Here is a 19,880-nt window from a genome sequence, read left to right as displayed (position 1 = left end):
ACCTTCACCGGTATGAAACTTCCTAAGCAACATCAGCTAAACACTCGCCTGTTCCAGGATCACTACCTCTCGCGGTTTTTGGCGGACATCTGTCTGACCAAGCGGAAGATGATAAGCCCAGTCATGACCGCCGCAGTGGCAAGGGCCAGGGGAAGCACCACCGCAGATCCGGTCTTAGGCAGCGCGACTTTCAGAGCGTTCCAGTCATCACTGTTGGATTCGACAGATCGATCGGCACAGAGCCGGCGACCATCGACTACCACTCCGTGCGAATCCGCTCGCCCAGATGCCTTTTGGCCATTCTCCAGTTGAGGCAGGGAGGCCTGATCCTGCACTGGACAGGGCACCAGAGGACTGCCTACCACCCGAGCCCTGTCGGTGTGCCTACCTGATATGCCCATCACTGTGGCATGCACGTCTACAGACTGGCCAGGTCGGAGCATCAGGGTCGACCAGTTGTCGGGATAGCGGATCCCGGTCACCCGTCCCTGACCGACGACCGTCTGATCCTCCAAATGGAGTTGCCGGGCGGGGAAGATGGCTCCGGTCCCATCGCCGGGATCGCGAGGGGAATCATTGGTGATTCGGAAAACAATGGCGACATCCTCATGGGTCCGGAGGGCCTGTTCCGGCTGATCCCGATCACCCATGGGCATGCCACCAGCCTGATCAAATTTTTCGATATGCAGAGCCGGGGTCATATCGGGCGTTCTGGTCCAAACTGTGTTGGAGACCAGGGTCTTGTCCTGATAGAACTCAGCGAATCGGTTCTCATGACGTTCCACGTTCTTCAGCCGCCTACATTGCAGGTAGGCCCTCCAACCGATCGGGCGGTCGCCTGAAGCGCTGACCAAGACCAAATATCGAGGTGTGGCTTCCACTTTGACCAGGCCTGCAGGATCCGCAGTCATAGTAAACAAGGGATCGCCATGAATGTCTGCAGACATGTCCGAACCAGCCATAATCTGTCCATGATGAATCAGGATGTGCCCGTTCTCGTAAAGGTCCTGGGTTGCGTAGACGGCCCAATGGCCAGTGAATCGATCCACCGTGGGGTCCAGCCGATCCTCAATCCGCCAGGTTTTCACTTGCGGGTAAGCCCTTCCGGCCGGCAGCAGACTGGAGTCCAGGCGATAGAGGAAGAGCCGATCGCGGTAGATACTGCCGCCATGTGCGCTTTTCCCGCCCACGGCGACCACCACATCCTTGGCGGGATTGAGCAACTTGACCGGATTGGTAACCACGTTGGTCGCTTTATGCAGGTCGTTGACGATCTGGGTCGCTTGGTTGCGTACTACATAACCTGATTCTGCGCGGATGACCGTGTAAGGCAGGACCACATCGTAGGTGCGTCCCAGCAGTCCCTGGTCAATAGCCGGCTCTCTGAGGGGATTATGACCGCGGGCAGCAGCATAGGCAGCCAGATCGGTAGGCTGAGGATCCCCTTTGAGTGTGACGCCGGTGGCAGGAACATAGGTATCCACGGTTTTGGCGAAGACCAGGACTACACCGTTTTCAACCTGGATATTGAAAGCCTTGGTGTAATCGCGGCCGTCGGAACCCAAAACTTCGATATGTTTGGAATTGATATCCAGGTGACGAGCGTCGTAGGCATCCGTCATACCCAGCCGCCAGACCGGATAGGCGGTGTCTTTGCGACGGGCGTCCAGACTGATCCGGTAGGCCCCTCGGTCGCCCACAAAAAGCACCTTGCCGTCGATGCTGACTCCTGGATCATATGCGCTGACATCGTTCTTTGAGGGGTGGAAGTCAGCCGGTGGATTGCTTACCTGGTTGGAGGGGGTCAACGAGTTGTTCAGCGTCAGTACCCACTGATTGCCTACACGATGATCCGTTGGAGCCTTGGGATCAACCCTGCCTTCAAAACGCAGACGGATCCTGGGATTGCCCCCGGCACGCCACTGGCTGATCCGGGCGGGGTCGGTGAAGGTCATCCGAAGGCTGTGCTCCTTGTCTTTCCACTTTGTGGCGTATCCGGTCTTGGCGATGACGTCGCCGCTCTGCAGGTCAGTCACTTCAAGAGTCTGCTTGTCGGGCAAAAACCAGCGATCGTAGACATCCGTCAGGATGATTGATTTGACAGGATAGGCCAGATTGTCGGGCAGGCTGGGCTGGGTGTCCAGCTGATACTCCAGCCTCTGACCAGGAAAGACCACCTTGCCGTCAACACTGGCCTGCTCCCCGCCTTGGCCGGCCTCCGAAATGACATCCTTGCGCACCGGAGGCAGGTATCCACAGATGCCCGGCTTGTTGGTCTGTACGCTCTGCGTGTTGACAGTCTGGGAACCCGAGTTGGTCAGCGCCGCGCCCTGGCTGCCATGGCCGTTCGGGGCCTTGCAGAAAGTCAGTTCCTGGTCAGATGTTCCGCCCAGATCCTTGCGAACCTTGGCTGCACCACCGCCGTTGGCGAAGCGAACCGTAAAAGGAACCAGCATGGTGACCTGCCTAGGATCCTCCATCCCCTTGAGACCCTTCAGCCATCCGCTTTTGGCCTGTACACGCGCCCGAGTGCCGGTCACGCTGATCTCGAAACGATCGGTCACATCCCTGCCCTTGTTCACAATGTCCTGGATGCTGCTTCGGCGGTAGTGCCCATCTGCATCCACCTTGGCCTTGGCCTCGAAAATCCGAATAGCCCGAGCACCATCCTGATCAACCAGATAGTCGGCAGCGCTCCAGTCGTCAGTCAGGGTAAAAACCTTAGGAGCCTCAATCAGATGGGCTTCAGCAGTGGCGTTGACCACCGACCCCACTCTGTCGCCGTCCAGAAAGGCATGTCCATCCGCACCGGTTTTGTTGGTCCACTGAGGGTCGACGACTGCTTTCCAAAGCCCGGTAGCAGGATCGCGCAGAATCCAGGATTTGTCTGGTCTGGGCTTCCAGGTGGGAGTGCGGCGTTCAGGGGTCGATTGATCAACCTGACGGACGGTGCCCTTCCAACGGACTTTTCCACAGTCCAGGATGACCCCGATATCCGGCTGCTCGACAGTCACATCCAGCTGCCATACCCATTGATGCTCCTCAGGCAGAGTCCCGCCCTTCCAGGTGGCTGTAGCCCTATTGCCGGGCGGTCTGCTTCCATCGGCCGTGTTGAAAGCGAATTTGCTGGTCAGATCCTCACCGCTGGTCAGGTCTTTGACCTTCTGCCCGGTGACACGGTACTGCTTGCCTTGGGGATCGAAGACATCGCTGAAGGTCAACTCGCGGCCGCCCCGACCGGTTCCTGTCTCGATGCGGGTGCGGTTGGTCATCCCATCCGCGCTGGTGCCAGGATCCACTTTCTTGTCGGGTGGATTCGGCGGCAGATCGGCCGGTTTAGGCTCATAGTCATTGAGCATGAAGACCACCAGGGAGATGCTGTGCTCGTTGCCGGCATACATGTCGGCGAACTTGTCCAGGCTGTCTCCGGGCTGGTCCCAAAAAGGTTCGCCGGTCCGATAGGTCACCCCGCGGTTGCTGAAGGTACGGTTGGCCACCTGACTTCGCCAGTTGTCCATCCATATGCTGTGGATGGCCATGCTGACCCCATCGAAGACCCGCTGAGAGCCGCGATAGCCCGTGACCACACCCACGCCGGTCACCCGGCAGTGGCTTTGTCCGGATTCGTCGGCATGGGCCTCGTTAAAGCGTGCCTGGCAGTTGCCGTTGGCCTCATCCAGAGCCTGGCGTTTGACCCGAGCAGTGGTGGCATTGCCGCCATCCACAATCCCCATTTTGGAGAAGGCCCTGTCGATGCTGCCTATCTCATAGCCACCGAAGGAGCCATGGTCGTCATCCTTGTAGGTCCAGCCCTGCCAAAACCGGCCATTGCCTTCAGCACCACCGCCGGAATGTCCTGATCCGCCGCCGGCCATGGCGGGGGCCGCCGGGCCTACAAGCGTCGCCAGTGCAGCCAAGGCCGCCAGCAAACCCGTCCATCTGCGCTTGTTCATACTTGTCCTCACTCTTCGCCCACCCCATGAATCGAGTATGAACGGCCGCCGAGCAGGCGTGAGCGTCAGCGAAGCACTGTGGTCGAATGTGCCCCGGGACGGTTATGCTGTGTATGAGACATTCCTATGCCGTCCAGACCGAAAAGGAGACAGGACAATGGCAGAGACATTCGACGTGTTGGTCGAGATTCCTCGGGGCTCCCGCAACAAGTATGAGATGGACCACGACAGCGGCCACATCAGGCTGGACCGCACCCTCTTCACCTCCATGGGCTACCCCGACGACTACGGCTACATCGACGGCACCCTGGGCGAGGACGGCGATCCCCTGGATGCCCTGGTCATGATTCCCGATTCGGTCTTCCCGGGCTGCATCGTCGAATGCCGCGCCGTGGGTCTCTACCACATGGTCGACGAGGCTGGCGGGGACGACAAGGTCCTTTGCGTGCCCGCCGATGTGCGCTTCGATGCCATCAAGGACATCGATGACGTCTCCGACTTCCACAAGCAGGAGATCAAGCACTTCTTCGAGCAGTACAAGGCCCTGGAGCCGGGCAAGGAGGTCATGCCCGGCGATTACTGGACCAACGCGGAGGCCGCCGAGACCCAGATCAAGGCTGCACGCCAGCGCCTGGCCGAACAGCACTGACCTCTCAGGGCCGACTAGCGGTCACAACCACCCCGGCAAGGGCCCAATCGAGCGCCTGAACCGGGGTTTTGCATGCCCAAATCCTCCCAAAACACGTCTGGCCGTCTACGATTGCCAATTGCGGGTGCGCGCAAGGGCAGGAGCGGCTATGACTTTCTATACATACCAATACCTCAAGGGCGGGCAGACCAACTGGACCATGATCAGGATCATCGTGGTCGTCGTTCTGGCCCTGGCCTTTCTCTTCTTCCTGTTCATGTACTCCCGCCACCGTTGGAACCATAAGTACAAGGATCTGTCTATCATCCTGGCCACCCTGCTTCTGCTGGCGGCGGCCATCCAGTACAGCGACTACACCAATCTGCGCACAGCCAGCCTGCAGAGCGGTCAGCTGACCACCGTCATCGACAAATCCGCTGCCAAACTCAAGGTCAAGCCTGAGCAAATCAGTATCAACGACACCTCGCGCAACAACGACATGATCATCAAGACCCCCAAGGGCTACTACACCCTGGTATTCAACAGCTCCGGCTCCGAGTTCCTGCTGCAGCGCGCCGACCTGTACCACCCAGACATCACCGTGATCGGAGAGTGACCCATGGATATCAATTTCTACGTCAACGTGGCCCTGAAGCTGATCGTCGGGCTGCTCTTCATCACCCTGCTCATCAACGTGACCGGCAAGGGGAATCTGGCGCCCACCTCGCCCATGGACCAGCTGCAGAACTACGTCCTGGGCGGCATCATCGGCGGGGTCATCTACAGCGACAGCATCTCCATGGCCCAGTACATCGTCATCTTGCTGATATGGGCGGCGCTGATCCTCATCACCCGATACGCCAAGACCCACATCCATGCAGTGGGCAAGTACATCGACGGCGAACCGGTCACCATCATCAAAAACGGCAAACTGCTGGTACAAAATTGTCTCAAGGTCAACCTGACAGCCAAGGAGGTGGACTTCAAGCTGCGCACCAAGGGCATCAACGACATCCGCGACGTCAAGCGGGGCATCGTCGAACAGAACGGCAGCCTGACCATCATCTCCGAGGGTGACAAGGACGTGCGCTATCCGGTGGTCATGGACGGACGGGTCAATCCCGACGTGCTGGATACCATGGGACGGGACGAGGACTGGCTCAATGAGCAACTGGCCAAACAGGGCATAGACAAGGTCAGCGACGTGTACATGGCCCGCTTCCAGAACGGCGAGTTTTACGCCGTCACCTACCAGGATCAGTAGTACTCGAAAACTGACTACAGCATTCGCGAATCACTCGACATTCAGGTGTCATAAACAATTGTTGCAATGTACACTGTAGTGTACACTTTCTTGTGGGGAATGGGACGCATCTTCTCGAAATAAGAGGGGAAAGCGACACCATGCCCTTATCCATCATTGAGGTACTGGAGACTGAGGAATTCAGCCGGTGGATTGATGAGTTGAAAGACACTCAGTCGGCAGCCCGCATCCTACACCGATGGGAACAAGTAAAACGATCCGGACACCTTTTAGGCGACTGGAAGACTGTGGGAGAAGGCGTATTTGAAATGCGTTTTCACAATGGTCCGGGTTACCGCACCGACTTCGGGCTGAAGAACAAACAGGTCGTGTTGCTGCTTTGCGGCGGCAGCAAGACTCACCAGAAGAGGGACATAGACCGGGCAAAACATCTGTGGAAGTCATATCTGGAGAGCTGACGGCATCCAGATGGGGAACAAACGGACCACATTAAGGACAGAGTCGTGATGACGTTGAAGATCAGGGAATTTCATGCAGGCGACCATATACATACCGAGCAAACAGCCGTCCGCTACCTGCAGGTTGCCATGGAGGAGGCCGACAAGGCCGAAACCTCTCGGCAGGGGGCTGCCATCATCGCAGATGCACTCGGTGAGGTGGCACGAGCACAGAGGCATATGAGCGCCATCGCCTCTGATGCCGACCGATCCCGGTCGGGCATCTACAAGGCCCTGAGCAATCAAGGAGATCCGGCACTGAGCACGGTCATCAGCGCCGTCCATGCGGCAGGGGGCAGTCTGACTGTGACCATGGCTCACTAAGGGGCCGATCGGATAGCCTGTCATGCTTGATTATCACAGCGCTGACAAGTAAAATCTGTGTCCATATTGTTATGGCGTAGCATGTGAACGGCGTTCAACGAATTCAAAGCCGATTCCAATCGGCAGTTCCGCGCTCGACGCTCCCGAGGCGTAGGCGGGTTTGAGGAGACCTGGTCGAGGCCCATCCCACCAGGGATGAACCCTTTCAAGGAATGCCGTGTTCTTGAGATTGTTGTTTATCGCTTTAGGTGTATCTTCTGATGCCTTCGCCGTCTCCATCAGCAAGGGACTGTCCGTGGACCGACTGCGGGCGCGCCACCATTGGCTGGTCGGGCTGTGGTTCGGCGGATTCCAGACTCTGCTGCCCCTGCTAGGTTACTTCGCCGCTTCCATGCTGCAGGATTCCCTGGCCGCTGTGGATCACTGGATTGTCTTCGGCATCCTTTCAGCCATCGGGGTCAACATGATCCGAGAGGGTGTCTACGGCAAGGAGGAGGGAGCGGACGGCGAGGAGAACTTCTCCTGGCGGAAGATGCTTCCTGCGGCCATCGCCACCAGCATCGACTCATTCGGAGTGGGCGCGGGTCTGGCCCTGCTGGGCATCAACATCTGGCTGTCCGCACTGGTCATCGGGCTGGTGACGGCGGCGGCCTCCATTCTGGGGCTGCGCATCGGATACGCGGTCGGGTCCCGCTGGCGCAAGCCTGCCAGAATCGCAGGCGGCATCATTCTGATTGTCATGGGCATCCAGATCCTTCTGGATCACCTGATGAATGCCTGACTCAGAACGTCGTCTGCAAGACCATGACGGACAGGGCCACGATGGATCCGGCCAAAAGAACCGACATCAGCGCCAGGCCAACGGCCCCACGCCGATCAGCTGCCTCCTGGGCCCAGTGATAGCCCGAAGTCATCAACCCGACCAGCAGCAGCAAGGCCACAAGCACCACCAAGATCAGCATCAGGTCAGGTCGCAGGCCTCTGATCAGCTCTGGCAGGAAGACCCACCCCGAGGCAGCGACGGCGGTCACCCCGCCCATGGCGGTTGCAGAAATGCCCCGAATGACCATCCGCCTGTCCCGACGCAGCATCTGCCGAACAAACATGAACACGGCCAGGAGGGCCAGCAGGAATGCCGCAGTCGTCAGCCAGGCCCAGAGGGCACCAGGCCCCTGTACGACCAGGGCCGGCACCAGAGCGACCAAGGTCAGCAGGCCGAACATGGCTCGGTCAGGACCGGGTCGGATGCCTTTGCCCACCAGGGGCCAAGAGGCCAACAGGGCCAATGCCAGCACCAAAACCAGAACGGCCTGCACCCATCGAGCGACCCGAGGAACGGCCAGCAAGCCCGTCGCCACGCCCGGCAGGATCAGGGCCGCCAGGGCCACCAACTGCGTCAGAGCGGGCGCGCGCCCATCCCGGGTTTCTTTTACGGTCTGCGCCATGGGTCCTCCTGCCTGTCCCCGTCGGGGAGCCATACGTCACATCCTAGGGCAAGGCCATCCTGAGAACTCGGAGCCCCTGTGACGGGCCGATTGTACAATGATGACGACTGTTCAACGAATCCACCGCTATGGACGAACGGACAGGGAAGAAGGTACCCCGTGACGGATCTGACCCTGATGACCTGCGCCGATGACCCGGCATCGGTTCTGCCCGCCTTGGCCCTGCTCTCCCATCGAGTGCGCGTCCTGCCCTTGGACGCCGCATCCCTGGTAAGAATGCCCGAGGATACCGTTCTGCTGATCGATGCCAGCGACGACCTGGCCGAGGCCAAGACCCTCTGCAACCTGACCCGAGCCTCGGGCCTGTCCACGCCCATCATCCTGATTCTGAGCGAGGGTGGCTTCACCGTGGTCAATGCCAGCTGGGGTGTAGCTGATGTGATCATTCAGTCCGCATCACCCGCCGAGGTCGAGGCCCGGTTGCGCTTGGTCTGTCAGCGCGTGACACCGACGCGCAAGCCGGATGCCCAGCCGGAAGAGGCGGAGGATCAGGTGCCCACTGGCCAGGTTCGCTCGGGTGACCTGGTTGTGGACACCGAAAGCTACACGGCCCGGATACACGGCCGTCCCATCAACCTGGCCTACAAGGAATTTGAGCTGCTCAAATACCTGGTCCAGCATCCCGGCAGGGTCTTCACCAGGGCACAGCTCCTCCAGGAGGTCTGGGGCTATGACTACTACGGCGGCACCAGAACGGTGGATGTACACGTGCGGCGGCTCAGGGCCAAGCTGGGCAGCGAGTACGAGCACCTGATCGGCACGGTCCGCAATGTGGGATACCGGTTCGACCCGCCCTCATCGGCCAGAACGGCCCAGGCTCCCAAGGCCACGACAGATGCAGGAAGCGAACCGGATACCGCCGAGCAAAATGACAGCCAGTCCGAACAATCCAAAGATGCCAAGAAGAAGAAAACCGATCATAGTGACTGATGCATCATCCAATCGAAAGCACCCCCAAGGCAGGGAGAGCAAAGCCCAGCGCCTGACCCGCATGCACGCGGAATACCGCATCCTTTGCCAAGTCTTTCCCGAGGCGGTCTGCGCCCTGCACTTCCGCAACCCCTTCGAACTGCTGGTGGCCACGGTCCTGAGCGCCCAGACCACCGACAAGCGGGTCAACTCGGTGACCCCCGAACTCTTCGAGCGCTACCCCGACCCTGCAACCATGGCCCAGGCCCAGCCGACCGAGCTGGAGGCCATCATCCATCCGGTAGGCTTCTACCACGCCAAGGCCCGCCACCTGCTGGGGCTCTCCCTGATGCTGACCGAGGATTACGGCGGAAAGGTCCCTGAGACCATGGGGGAGCTGACCAGCCTACCTGGTGTGGGGCGCAAGACCGCCAACGTGGTCCTGGGCAACGCCTTCAACATTCCTGGATTCCCTGTGGACACCCACGTCACCCGGGTCACCGGCCGCCTGCGCTGGCGGACCGACTGGCGCAGCACCCATCCCGATCCGGTGAAGATCGAGCATGAGATCTGCGACTGCTTCCCGCCCGAGGACTGGACCAATCTATCGCACAGACTGATCCTCCACGGCCGGGCTACCTGCCACGCCCGCAAACCTGACTGCCTGCACTGCCCACTGGCCGAGACATGTCCCAGCGCCGAGCTCCTGGCCGGACCGGCCTCTCGATAGAATCAAAACCATGGCAAGCGGCAGACACAGACGAATCAGCTCCGGAATCATCTTCATCCTGGTACTGGCGGTCCTGACCGCGGGCACCTACATGGCCTGGCCGTTGTTGACTGGCCAGGGAGGCTGGCGGCTGCCCTGGAACCTTGGAGGCTCGGGCCAGGTAGTGCGCATCAAGGCCCGGCAGGCTCCGGTCTCCTTGGACATCCGCACCGAGCCCGGTCAGGCCACTGACCAGGCCCTGATGGGCAACGTCTACCAGACCCTGACCAGGCCCGACGCCCAAGGTCGGCCGACTCCTGGACTGGCCCAGAACTGGGAGATCTCCGCCGATGGGCTGCTCTACACCTTTCATCTGCGCAATGATGCCCGCTTCGCCGACGGACGCCAGCTGACCTCAGAGGATGCCCTCTGGTCCCTGCGGCAGATCCTCGACCACCAGTATCAGGGCCACCAGGACCTGGATGGCCTGGCCAGGGTCACCAACCCGGATGATGCCACCCTGGTGATCAGACTGAAGAGCCCGGATGCCCATCTGCTGACCGCTCTGAGCGGTCGGGCCGGCATTGTCTACGATCGCCAGGCCCACGTCAACTACTCCACCCAATCGGCCGGATCAGGCCCATATCAAGTGGATGACTGGCAGCCGGGAGCCAGCCTGACCCTCACCACCAACAAGTCCTACCGGGGCCCGGACAAGGCCGCCATCCACAAGGTCATCTTCAGCTATGCCGGCAGCCCCGAGCAGACCGTCAAAGATCTGAACCAGGGACGTCTGGACGCTGTAGTGGACATGGATCCGGCTACCGCCAAGCAGGCTGGTAAGGCTCCGACAGCAACACCCAGCTCAAACAATGTGGTCCTGGCCTTCAACAACGAGGCATCCAGTCTGTTGTCCGACCAACATGTGCGCGAGGCCGTTCGCTACGCCCTGGACCGCCAGGCGCTGGCCGATCTGGAAGGCGGCGCAGCCAAGGCGCTAGGTGGACCACTCAACCCGCTCAGCCCAGGCTACGATCCCAGTCTGCAGGCCTTCCCATTCGATCGTGTCCAAGCGGCTCGTCGAGCCTCCTACTATGCCCAGTCCTACTATCACGGCGGCCTGCGCCTGGTCTATCCCCAGGAATTCGGCAGCCAAGTTGGCGATCTGATCAGCACGCAGCTGAAGGCGGTGGGCATCCCCATCCAGGTCTCCATGGTGGATCAGGCTGCATTCCGCGACCAGGTGCTCACCCGTCACGACTACGACATGGCCCTGCTGATCATGAACAATGACGACATCGGCCGCTTCGCCGACCCCAACGCCACCATGCTCTTCGACAACACCGAGGTCCAGGAATCCTGGAAGCAGGTCAAGGCCAGCACCGACCAGAATACCTATGCCGAACGGCTACGGGCTTTCGCCCGACAGGTCAGCGACCTCTCCCCCAGCGACTGGCTTTATGAGCGCACACCCTTGGTCCTGAGCGCTCCCCGACTCCAGGGTATGCCCAGCTCGCTGTTGGACCGCTACCTGCCCCTGTGGAACCTGCATATCAAGGGTTGAGGAAACCGGGACTCCTTGTCACCATTCGTCCATAAAATGCTGGTATGTCTGCTGAACACCAAGGAATCGTCAATGCCCATCTGACCCCCCTGCCTGACAGGGTGGGCGTGGATGGCCTGGAGGAAAAGTGGTGCCGCGACTGGGATGAGTCCGGCGTCTACCGCTTCCGCAACACCCGCGAGCGCTCCGGCGTCTACTCCATCGACACCCCGCCGCCCACGGTTTCGGGGCATTTGCATGTGGGGCACGTCTTCTCATACACCCATACCGACGTAATCGCCCGGTTCAAGCGGATGCAGGGATACGACGTCTTCTACCCCATGGGCTGGGACGACAACGGCCTGCCCACTGAGCGGCGGGTTCAGAACTACTACGGGGTTCGCGTGGACACCTCGCTCAAGTACGATCCGAACTTCAAGCCTCCCTTCCACGGGACCAAGGGCAAGAAAATCAGCGCCAAGGATCAGGTGCCCGTCTCCCGTCAGAACTTCATCGAACTGTGCGAGGAACTGACCGCCGAGGACGAGAAGCTCTTCGAGCAGCTCTGGCGGTCGCTGGGACTGTCAGTGGATTGGTCGCAGACCTACCACACCATCGGCGAGCATCCCCGCCGGGTGGCACAGAAGGCTTTCCTGCGGAACCTGGCCCGGGGCGAGGCCTACCAGAAGGAGGCCCCCGGACTCTGGGACGTGACCTTCCAGACCGCCGTGGCCCAGGCCGAGCTGGAGTCGCGCGAGTATGACGGCTTCTATCACCGCGTGGCCTTCCGGTTCGCGGACGGCACGCCAATATACATCGAGACCACCAGGCCTGAGCTGCTGGCGGCCTGCGGCGCCCTGATCGCCCACCCGGACGACAAACGCTACCAGAAGTACTTCGGGCAGAAGGTCTACTCTCCCCTGTTCAAGGTGGAGGTGCCCATCCTGGCCCATCCCGCCGCCGAGATGGACAAGGGCGCCGGCATCGCCATGTGCTGCACCTTCGGCGACGTGACCGACGTGCAGTGGTGGCGGGATCTGAACCTGCCCACCAGGTCCATCATCCAGCGCAACGGTCGAATCGTCATGGACGTGCCTGACTGGATCACCGATGAAGGCGGACGGCGAATCTTCAAGCAGACCGAAGGCAAGACCACCTTCTCAGCCCGCAAGATCATCGTGGACGCCCTGCGCGAGTCCGGCGACCTGGACGGCGAGCCCAAGCCCACCAAGCGTATGACCAACTTCTATGAGAAGGGCGACAAGCCCCTGGAGATCGTCACCTCCCGTCAATGGTATCTGCGCAACGGCGGCACTGACCAGAAACTGAACCAGAAGCTGCTGGAGCGCGGCAGAGAGCTCAACTTCCATCCGGACTTCATGCGGGTGCGTTACAACAACTGGGTCGAGGGCCTGAACGGCGATTGGCTGATTTCCCGCCAGCGCTTCTTCGGAGTTCCTTTCCCCCTCTGGTACCCGGTAAAGGAGAACGGCGAGACTGACTACGCCCATCCCATCACCCCGGCCGAGGACAGGCTCCCCATTGATCCCAGCACTGATGTGCCCGAAGGCTTCAAAGAGTCTCAGCGCGACCAGCCCAGCGGATTCACGGCCGAGAAGGACATCATGGACACCTGGGCCACCAGTTCCCTGACCCCTCAAATCGTGACCCACTGGGCCGAACCGAGCGAGAAAGACCAGGCCCTCTTCAAGGCTACCTTCCCCATGGACCTGCGACCCCAGGGCCAGGACATCATCCGCACCTGGCTCTTCAGCTCCATAGACCGGGCGCACTTGGAGAACGGCTGCCTGCCCTGGAGCGACACCACCCTGTCGGGGTGGATCCTGGACCCGGACCATAAGAAGATGAGCAAGTCCAAGGGCAATGTGGTAGTGCCGGATGAACCCATCAAAAAGTATGGCGCCGATGCCGTGCGCTACTGGGCATCCTGCGCCCGGCTGGGTCTGGACGCCACCTATGATGAGGGGCAGATGAAGATAGGCCGCCGTCTGGCCGTCAAACTTCTCAACGCCGTCAAGTTCGCCCTGGCCATCGGCCGCGAGGACGAGAACCATAAGGTCACCCGGGCAGCGGAGACCACCTGGAATCCTGCCGACGTCACGGTCCCGCTGGATCGCGCGGTCCTGGCCGGCCTTGCAAGGGTGATCGACCAGGCCACCAAGGCCCTGGAATCCTACGAGCACTCCAAGGCCCTGGAGGTGACCGAATCTTTCTTCTGGGACTTCTGCGACAACTACATCGAGCTGGCCAAGAACCGGGCCTACGGAACCGCTGACGCCACAGGCAGGATCCCCGATGATGCCCAGGTGCTGAGCGCCCGCACGACCCTGGGGCTGGTCCTGGATGCGCTTGACCGTCTTCTGGCCCCCTTCCTGCCCTTCGCCACCGAGGAGGCATGGCAGTGGATGCACCAGGGGGACGGTTCAGTTCACCGGGCCTCCTGGCCTCACCCGGAAACATACCTGGCTGCCGCCCAGGGCCAGGACCCAGCCCTTCTGGCCTGGGCAGGAAACGCCCTGGCATCCCTGCGGCGAATCAAGTCAGAGGCCAAGGTCTCCATGAGGACCCCTATCCTCTCCGCATCTCTCAGCGTGGCACCGGAGGGCCTGGAAGCTGTGAAGAACGCTTTGGAAGATATAGCCGAAGCAGGCAGGGTCACTGGAAACCTGAAACTGACTGAGGAAGCCGACCGGCCCGAAGCGATGGGATCCGCCGATGACGAGACCGGCATTCGTGTGACTGCCAGCCAGCTGGGCGAGCCTACGGCCAAGAAGCCTCGCAAGTAGGCTCCAGGATTCGCAAGGCAACCGAAGCGATTCGGCCCTGGCCACCCACCGCCGCCCTGAAGACATCGTCGTCTCCAGGGCGACAATCATAACAATCCGCGATGTCGAGCGTATGATTGCCGCTCGCACAAGAGACGGAACACAATCCTTACATCCTCGGCCCTTCCTTAAACCGCGACTTGCAGCATACAGGAACAACAGGATTGATCAGCGTTCATCCCTGTTCCATGGTCAAGGGTCGGGTCAGCTGCAGGCTGCCCTGCAGCGGTGCAAGAGCCTGAATACGACACCCCGATCCTGCCATTGATTGCAATGCTAAGGTTGAACGTGTATAGGGGCTTTAATCGGTGTGCATCGACGCAGTTTTGGGCCTTGGCCTGGGGAGTCGGCACACTGGGAGAAGGAAGATTCAAGTGGGGAAAGATCATGGCATCCGCAGACTGATGGTATTGACGGCTATGGTTGGGCTGGCGCTGGTCGGAGCGTCAACGGGGGCGTACGCATCCACCGACGAGATGGCGCCGGCGCCTACCGCGGGGAGCAGCGGCACGGCTGAGGACGGAGCGCCCTCCCCCGGACAATACAGCAACATGGGCCCAGGCAGGGCGGCGGAGGCAAGGGCCCTGACCCCAACAGCCTGGCCGTCTCCGCTGGCCAGCGGCAATCCTTCCCCGCTCAAGGCCCTCCAACCATTGAGCGGAAAAGGGACGGACGAATCGTTCAAAGACAGGCCGCGCGGAGACAAGCCATCCCGAACTATGGATTCATCATCGTATGCCATCACCTTCGATCCGGACGGAGGCTCGCAGGCTCCCGGCTCACCAGCCTTGAACCAGTCGGTAACCGCAGGTCATCTGGCATCCCCTCCCTCCGTCACCAAGTCGGGCTGCCTCTTCGACGGCTGGTTCCTGAAAGATTCCAAGGTGGCCTACGACTTCGGCAAGCCGGTCACCGGCCCGCAGTCGCTTACAGCCCACTGGTCATCGATCAAAGATGGCCGGTGGACAACAGCCGACGCCAGCGGCGAAGACACAGGGGGCTCCGCAATCACCCTGACTCCGCCCAAGCCCCGAGGGGTCAGATTCGCACAGGTCAGCGCCGGACACGACCACACCCTTGCCGTGGGTTCAGACGGCCACATCTACGCCTGGGGCGACAACAGCAAGGGCGAACTCGGCAACGGCACCCTCACCAATGCAGACACACCGGTGCGGATAACTGACAATGCAGCCATACAAGGCAAGACCTTCATAGCCGTCAGCGCAGGAACCACATTCTCCATGGCCCTGGCCTCTGACGGGACGGTCTACACCTGGGGCAACAACAGCCGCGGCGAACTCGGCAATGGCTCCACCACGGACTCCGCCGAACCGGTGAAGGCAAACCTCAGGGCCACAATCACCGCCGTCAGCGCCGGGTACTGGCATGCCATGGCTCTGGCCTCGGATGGCACGATCTACACCTGGGGGGACAACGAATACGGCCAGCTCGGCAATGGGATGTCCGGCGTCAACGCCAACCCCACGCCCGCCGCGGTCCATTCACCATCCGGCATCACCTTCGCAGTCATCAGCGCCGGATACGATTTCCAAACGGCATTGGACAGCCAGGGCCATGCCTATGCCTGGGGCCGCAACCAGGGAGGCCAGCTGGCCAACGGAACAGCTGGCAACGCAGCCAGCGGCGTCTACACGCCCACACGCATTCTTAAAGACCAGGGCGGAACCGAGGATGACACTGTCTATACCGACATCGATGCAGGGTATCTGCATGTCCTGGCGCTGAGCAAGGCGGGCGGGGTGTATTTCTGGGGCTATCCGCTGACCAAGGGAAGCGACACCGATGTCGACAGCGTTCACGCCTTTCACCCCAGCCAGATCAGTCTGCCTGCGGGGACAGCGGCACCTACCGCAGTCAGCGCCGGCGATTTCTCCTCTGCGGTGGTCGACTCTGCGGGCAGCCTGTATATGCTCGGCAGCAATTCAAGCGGTCAGCTGGGCGACGGAACGACAAGCCCCAAATCAACCATGACCAAGGTGAGCCTGACGGGCGCCACAGTCGCTGCATTCGATGTCTGCCGACACAGCCTGGCCATCGGCTCCAACGGACTCCCCTACAGCTGGGGGGAGGCAAGGAACGGCAAACTTGGAGAAGGCGACAATGGGCCTGCGTCCGGCCCGCAGACCAAACCTACACTGGTCAGCCCCCCTCAGATAGACCTGTCCAAGCTGAGCTTCGGCAAAACCGATGTAGCCAAGACCGACAGCAGCACCCCGATCAGCCGAGCCTCGGACGACACATGGAGCGCGAATGGCCAATGGACGGTCACCACCCCTCACCACACTTACGGAACCACCAAGATCAAAATCAATGATGGACAATGGACCATCGGAGGCGCAAAACAGCAGGGGCAAGTCATCGCCGACTATACTTTCACACCCACTGCGCAGAAGATCGTCTTTGATTCGGACGGAGGCTCACAGACCTCCAATCAATCCGTAACTGCAGGCCAGCTTGCTTCGCCCCCCACCGTGACCAAGTCAGGCTGCGTCTTCGACGGCTGGTTCGTCGAAGACGCCGATGGCAGCTCCAGGGTGGCCTACGACTTCAGCAAGCCGGTCACCAGACCACTGAACCTGAAAGCCCATTGGTCATCGTCGAATGCCGAATGGAAAACAGCGGACGCCCTCCACGGCGATGACACCGGGGGCTCTACAATCACCCTGACTCCCCCAAAACCCAAGGGGGTACGGTTCGCGCAGGTCAGCACAGGCCGCTACCACACCCTGGCCGTGGGCTCTGACGGGCACGTGTATGCCTGGGGAAGCCAGGCCAGCGGAACCCTGGGCAACGGCAAGGACACTGGCACGGCGGCAACACCAGTGCGGATCACCGATAATGATGCCGTAAAAGGAAAGACCTTCACAGCCGTCAGTGCAGGTGATGCCTACTCCATGGCCCTGGCCTCAGACGGCACGGTCTACACTTGGGGCAGCAACGGCAAGGGGCAGCTCGGCAACGGCTCCGCCGAGGATTATTCCACCGAACCGACAAGGGCAAAGACGGGCGATGCCGAAATCACCGCCATCAGCGCAGGACGAACCTACGCCATGGCCCTGTCCAAGGACGGAACGGTCTACACATGGGGTGACAACCAACGGGGACAGCTCGGCAACGGCAGTTCGGACAACGACAGTCACCCCTCGCCCGCCAAGGTAACGTCGCTGTCCGGCATCACCGCCATCAGCGCAGGCTTCACCACCAGCACAGCGCTGGACAGTCAGGGCCATGCCTGGTCCTGGGGCGAAAACAGCAGGGGACAGCTCGGCGACGGCACCATCAATGACAGCCCAACGCCGGCACGTGTCCGAGACCTGGCCACAGGACAGCATGACGACCGGTTCTATATAGCCATCAGCGCTGGCTACCAGCATGTGCTGGCACTGGATACCGACCATGATGTCTACGGCTGGGGTTCCGGCACCGCAATCGGCCACTCTGCAGATACCAATGAAAGCGTGAAGGGATCTGTCGAAGTCAGCTTCGGCAGCGACGCTGTCAACATCACCGCCATCAGCGCCGGCGACGATGGATCCGAGGCTATAGATGACAGCGGAAGGATCTATACCTGGGGCAAAAAGGCCTACGGTCAGCTGGGCAACGGCTCAAGCCAAGAAGCAGCATGGCAGATCAGCCCGACTGCCATTGTCTTGGCTCAGTCTGTGAAAGCCAGCTCCGTATCCACCTCCAGCCATCACCAGACAGCCATTGGGTCCGACGGATTGCTCTACACCTGGGGATACAGCTACTACAACCAGCTCGGACGAGACTCATCCTCCACACGGCCCGGCACCACGCAACCGCCGCAAATCACCCTCACCAAGGTCGTCTTCGGCAACATGGCAAGCGGTGCCCGGCCGGCCAAGGAGCTGGCCCAGAGAGGCAGAGACACTTGGAATGACAATCAGGACTGGACTTTTACCACGCCCGCCTACCCGTACGGCCCCACCAGCTTCACCATCACCTGGAACATCGCCGGGGATTCCGGGGGCTCAAAGCAGACACAACGATTCAGCTACACCTTCGATCCGGTCGATAAGCTCATTGCGCTCGAGCCAGCCGGAGGCACCGGAGCGGCATGGACAAGCAAGAACATCAAGGAAGGAGAATTGGTGCCTCGGCAAACCCTGGCCAAGGCAGGCTTCCAGTTCGACGGCTGGTTCGTCAAAGACGCCGATGGCAGCTCCAGGGTGGCCTACGACTTCAGCAAGCCGGTCACCAGCCCGCTGACCCTGGTCGCACACTGGACACATTCAGCCCGGATGACTGTCGACCCGGCCGGCAACCCGTCCACTGGCGGATACCAGGTCAGCATCACTCCACCTCCGCAGCGCGGCATCCGCTTCGCCCAGGTCAGCACGGGCAAGAACCATTCTCTGGCCGTCGGCAGCGACGGGAACGCCTACGCCTGGGGGAGCAACAGCAATGGACAGCTCGGCAACGGCACCACAGACAGCAGCAAGGTGCCCGTCCTAGTGAGGAAACCAGCCAATGCCGACGAGGATTTCACCTACACCCAGGTAAGCGCGGGGGGATACCATTCCTTGGCCATTGGAAAGAATCATCAGGTCTACGCCTGGGGTGACAGGAGCAACGGCGGTCAGGTGGGCGACGGCAAGACGACAGGGAATGCCCCATCCCCCGTATCGGTGAATGTAGGCGATGGCGCCAGCGGCTTTCACGCCAGACAGATCAGTGCAGGATACCAGCACTCCCTGGCCATCGACATGAGCGGACAAGTCTACGCCTGGGGATACGGCAATAGCGGCAGGCTGGGCAACAGTGCGCAGGCGTCAAAGGCTGCTCCCACAACCGTGTCCTCACCCCTGGAATACGGGGACGGGTCAGCAGGCTTCTTCGCCACCCAAGTCAGCGCAGGAGGCTCCCACTCGCTGGCCATTGGCAGAGACGGCAAGGCCTACGCCTGGGGCGCAAATACAGACGGCCGCCTCGGCACAGGAGACACCAACGATGCCGCCGTGCCGACCTTGGTGGCCGACCCCGACGGAAGCAGCGATGGTTTCAGCCCCATCCAGGTCAGCGCAGGAGGATGGTTCTGCCTGGGGATCGACGGCGGAGGACGGATCTACAGCTGGGGAAACAACGGTCAGAACGCCCTGGGCAATGTCTCCATCGCGGGGCCGATCAGCAGAATCCCTGCTCAAGTGGCGAACGCAGACAGCAACACCACTCGGATCAGCGCAGGCGAACGACAGGCCCTGGTCATCAACTCAGACGGCAAGGCCTACGCCTGGGGAGACAACAACGGCGAACAGCTGGGCATCGGTTCCGACGCAGCCAGCATCAAAGCGGCCACGCTGGTTTGCCCGCCCCAGTTCACAGTCAGTGCAGTCACGGTAGGAACGGATCCGCATACCACAAAGGTTCTCGAGCTGAAGCGGAACGGCGGAGCGGACACATGGGAGTCCAGAAATGTCTGGACCTTCTACGCACCGGCATTCAAGGCAGGCACGACAACGGTCAACATCACCTGGAACATAGGCCAGGGCAGTCCGGAGACCGAGAGGCTGACCTTCACTTATAGGGATATTTTGCCGCTGACCGGCAGCCGGGGTCTGCTCGTCATACTGTTTGTCGGACTATTCGTGACGGCAACAGTCCTGGCGGCAAGGCAGCAGCATCAGGAAGCCGCGGGTCCGACCACGGCTGGCATTTGACAA

At 60.9% G+C, this 19,880-nt stretch carries 13 protein-coding genes; 11 read left to right on the top strand and 2 right to left on the bottom strand.

Features of this window, described 5'->3' with window-relative positions:
* Window positions 1–62 precede the first annotated feature (62 nt).
* Complete coding sequence (locus J3U06_RS00800) at window positions 63–3,953, bottom strand: LPXTG cell wall anchor domain-containing protein (protein WP_267444033.1); 3,891 nt, start codon at window positions 3,951–3,953, stop codon at window positions 63–65.
* A gap of 157 nt (window positions 3,954–4,110) precedes the next feature.
* Between J3U06_RS00800 and J3U06_RS00795 the strand changes: the two genes are divergently transcribed.
* The 6 genes from J3U06_RS00795 to J3U06_RS00770 all read left to right on the top strand — a co-directional run bounded on the left by J3U06_RS00795 (window position 4,111) and on the right by J3U06_RS00770 (window position 7,447).
* Complete coding sequence (locus tag J3U06_RS00795; RefSeq protein WP_101432914.1) at window positions 4,111–4,602, top strand: inorganic diphosphatase; 492 nt, start codon at window positions 4,111–4,113, stop codon at window positions 4,600–4,602.
* A 148-nt stretch (window positions 4,603–4,750) separates the two neighbouring features.
* A complete protein-coding gene (locus J3U06_RS00790) occupies window positions 4,751–5,197 on the top strand; it encodes a DUF3290 family protein (protein ID WP_121915011.1) in 447 nt (148 codons plus the stop codon).
* 3 nt (window positions 5,198–5,200) lie between these two features.
* Window positions 5,201–5,845 (top strand): DUF421 domain-containing protein, encoded by a 645-nt coding sequence (locus J3U06_RS00785; protein WP_024626892.1) that lies wholly within the window; start codon window positions 5,201–5,203, stop codon window positions 5,843–5,845.
* A 140-nt stretch (window positions 5,846–5,985) separates the two neighbouring features.
* Entirely contained in the window at window positions 5,986–6,303 is a 318-nt protein-coding gene (locus J3U06_RS00780) for a type II toxin-antitoxin system RelE/ParE family toxin (RefSeq protein ID WP_267431078.1), read from the top strand.
* Between the two features lie 48 nt (window positions 6,304–6,351).
* Window positions 6,352–6,666: an addiction module antidote protein gene (locus J3U06_RS00775; RefSeq protein WP_024626894.1), complete on the top strand. Its 315-nt coding sequence runs from the start codon at window positions 6,352–6,354 to the stop codon at window positions 6,664–6,666.
* 217 nt (window positions 6,667–6,883) lie between these two features.
* Window positions 6,884–7,447 carry a manganese efflux pump MntP family protein gene (locus J3U06_RS00770; RefSeq protein WP_267399297.1) on the top strand — a complete coding sequence of 188 codons (564 nt, stop codon included), beginning with the start codon at window positions 6,884–6,886 and terminating at the stop codon, window positions 7,445–7,447.
* A 1-nt stretch (window position 7,448) separates the two neighbouring features.
* Here J3U06_RS00770 and J3U06_RS00765 read toward each other — a convergent pair whose 3' ends face one another.
* Complete coding sequence (locus J3U06_RS00765; protein WP_267444032.1) at window positions 7,449–8,111, bottom strand: hypothetical protein; 663 nt, start codon at window positions 8,109–8,111, stop codon at window positions 7,449–7,451.
* Between the two features lie 159 nt (window positions 8,112–8,270).
* On the opposite strand from J3U06_RS00765, the gene J3U06_RS00760 reads away from it, so the two are divergent.
* The 5 genes from J3U06_RS00760 (at window position 8,271) to J3U06_RS00740 (ending at window position 19,877) form a co-directional block, all read left to right on the top strand.
* Window positions 8,271–9,101 carry a winged helix-turn-helix transcriptional regulator gene (locus J3U06_RS00760; protein ID WP_267399295.1) on the top strand — a complete coding sequence of 277 codons (831 nt, stop codon included), beginning with the start codon at window positions 8,271–8,273 and terminating at the stop codon, window positions 9,099–9,101.
* 61 nt (window positions 9,102–9,162) lie between these two features.
* Window positions 9,163–9,810, top strand: a complete 648-nt coding sequence (nth, locus tag J3U06_RS00755; RefSeq protein WP_267400209.1) for an endonuclease III — start codon at window positions 9,163–9,165, stop codon at window positions 9,808–9,810.
* Between the two features lie 10 nt (window positions 9,811–9,820).
* Window positions 9,821–11,353, top strand: coding sequence for an ABC transporter substrate-binding protein (locus J3U06_RS00750; protein ID WP_267444031.1), 1,533 nt, complete (start codon window positions 9,821–9,823; stop codon window positions 11,351–11,353).
* Window positions 11,354–11,397: 44 nt separating this feature from the next.
* Window positions 11,398–14,139 (top strand): valine--tRNA ligase, encoded by a 2,742-nt coding sequence (valS, locus tag J3U06_RS00745; protein WP_267444030.1) that lies wholly within the window; start codon window positions 11,398–11,400, stop codon window positions 14,137–14,139.
* 413 nt (window positions 14,140–14,552) lie between these two features.
* Entirely contained in the window at window positions 14,553–19,877 is a 5,325-nt protein-coding gene (locus J3U06_RS00740; protein ID WP_267444029.1) for an InlB B-repeat-containing protein, read from the top strand.
* Window positions 19,878–19,880: the final 3 nt, after the last annotated feature.

The sequence above is a fragment of the Bifidobacterium sp. B4142 genome (assembly GCF_026537325.1).
Classification (GTDB): Bacteria; Actinomycetota; Actinomycetes; order Actinomycetales; family Bifidobacteriaceae; genus Bombiscardovia.
The sequence above is the reverse complement of the archived record's forward strand: the minus strand, read 5'-3'. Positions and strand labels throughout refer to the sequence as shown.